Genomic DNA, 2,136 nt, shown 5'->3' on the forward strand with positions numbered 1-2,136 from the left:
GCATTATACAACAACAAACGAATGGTTTCGGACTTTAGAAGCAAAAGGCATACATTATGTAACACGAGCACCAGATGGCAAGAGAGTTTATGACGAGTTAGACCTCAGAGTAGGCAAGTTCATTAAGCATAAGAGAGAAGAAGGTTGGAATAAAGAAGGTATTTTCAATTTACTGCTCAGCGATCCTCCCTTTGAATTACGACCTTTACCTGATGGTGAGACACCAACAGATGTGTTGCCTATTGATCAGATAAAAAACTTATTACAAAGCAGAGAATTTACATCTATTCTTGAGAACCAGCTTGTTGAAACAGTGAAATCCGTGCTGACAGATTTTCGCCAAAAAGAAATTGAAGTCCAAGCGGAATTACTTGAGAATACCTTACATGATCAACGACTTGAACAGAGGCAGAAAGAAATTACAGCAAGGATAACAACACATAGAATAAACACTGAATTAGAAATCGAGGCATTAGAAAAGTGGTCTCAGCTGCCTGCAGAAGAACGCCTTATAAAGACGGGTCTGTTTAGAAAAGAGGAAGACCAAACCAAAAAAGATCTCTTTATTAAAAAGTATGTACGGGATAATTTTGAACAACGTTTAAGATCGGAAATGGAGAGTCAATAATCCTCCTAATATGTCATTTAGTGGATAGAATAATCGAGAGACAAATTGACTCAAAACGAGACAATAATAGTCACACGAATAAGAAAAACCCTTGTTTTATAAGGGTTTTTCTTATTGTCTCAATCCGAGACAATAAGAGACAATATGTGTGAAATAGACAACAATACACAACAACTGTTAATTGTGAAGCCAAACGTCCATCGTCCTATCAATTTTTCTTTGATTCTGGATGCTATCCTTTAACAACGTTGCGATTACCATCTGTGAAGTAATATAGAACTCCGGACTCCGATCATTCAACAAAGAACAGATTACCTTGATTTGTTTCATTCTTCCCGGTGAGATATGGGGGATTAAACCACGGCTTAGGATCTTAAAGAGTATATCTTTCCTTGATAAAGCTTTTTCGATAATTAGACCAACTGACATCTGTACAGAACAATCCAAAGCATACGAAAGGGCTGCGAAGCGATCATGTTCAAACTGAAAAAAACGCATAGCCAATCTCTTCTTATCTGCTGGAAGCTTTAACCGAAAAGGTTTCAGTTCTGGATGTCCTATACAGAACCGTGCTTCATCTACAATAAAATCTCTTCGGAAGTGAACTTTAATTTGATCTAATATTGCATCAGCTTTCATTCCTTCTCTAGCCAACATTTCGCCAATCGTTTTTATCGGTAAACCGCAGATGTAACTTAGTAAGGATACTAACTCATACGATGATGAATCAATATAGGGTGAGATTGGTTTCTTTTTATCACTTCTCTCTTTACGTTCATTACCTTGCATTTTACCCCTCCCATGTTTACAACAATGTTATTCTGTTGCAGGTTTAAAATATACGTATGATCGAGTAGGGGAGATGTATGCAATAATCGGATTAAAAAATTCATTCTTGTCCATACTGGTTCTATAAGGAGGGGATAGGATGAAAATTTCAAAAAAGAAAGCGGACTCTTTAATTCAAGAGATTGTTACTACGTCTAAGGATTGCGGAATTAAGATTAGAAGAAAGTCAAAGCCCCATCTGAAAAAGGAATCTAATAATAGGGATAGTTTTCAGGACATTAGATAAGGGCATTGTTGAACGGTTAATATTGATCATGGATTTGAGCGCCTGGGTTTGTCCTTTGTCTTTATAGGTGTTAGAAGTGTCGTTTCTGCACAGCATTTTTCTGAACAAGAACAACATAAGCCGTAAAGGGCGTGAGGAATAGTGGACTGACCGGAGGCAAGGAGTATATGCTGCAGCGGCGAAGTGAAACCTCTATGAGCGGTTCCATACCCAACCCTATTGCCTCCCCTGAAACATGGTTTCGGGGGAGGATGTTGCTCGCTGGCTCACTGCACCCGGTTCTCCACCGGTCTCTTCCGGTTCTTCTACACGTTCACCGCGCGAGCTGCTTTCCTCCTGCAGCCGGGACCGGCCCCTATGATCGCTCCGGCTTGCCAACGGCAACCAGGTATCGCCATGCAGCAGGGGAGGTGGCTCCTGGCTCACTGCACCC

Annotated in this window: 2 protein-coding genes; one reads left to right on the plus strand and one right to left on the minus strand. The window is 40.3% G+C overall.

Features of this window, described 5'->3' with window-relative positions; genetic code table 11:
• Nucleotides 1-628 (plus strand): hypothetical protein (locus tag CHH67_RS26395; protein WP_095268039.1); only part of this gene is annotated, 628 nt, incomplete at its 5' end.
• 177 nt (nt 629-805) lie between these two features.
• Here CHH67_RS26395 and CHH67_RS24785 read toward each other — a convergent pair.
• Nucleotides 806-1,417, minus strand: coding sequence for a hypothetical protein (locus CHH67_RS24785; protein WP_095268040.1), 612 nt, complete (start codon nt 1,415-1,417; stop codon nt 806-808).
• Nucleotides 1,418-2,136: the final 719 nt, after the last annotated feature.

This window comes from Paenibacillus campinasensis (assembly GCF_002272015.1).
In the GTDB taxonomy this organism is placed as follows: domain Bacteria; phylum Bacillota; class Bacilli; order Paenibacillales; family Paenibacillaceae; genus Paenibacillus_AQ; species Paenibacillus_AQ campinasensis.

Coding starts and splice junctions, on each gene's coding strand:
- CHH67_RS24785 (WP_095268040.1), bottom strand. CDS start 1,417: ATGCAAGGTAATGAACGTAAAGAGAGAAGTGATAAAAAGAAACCAATC.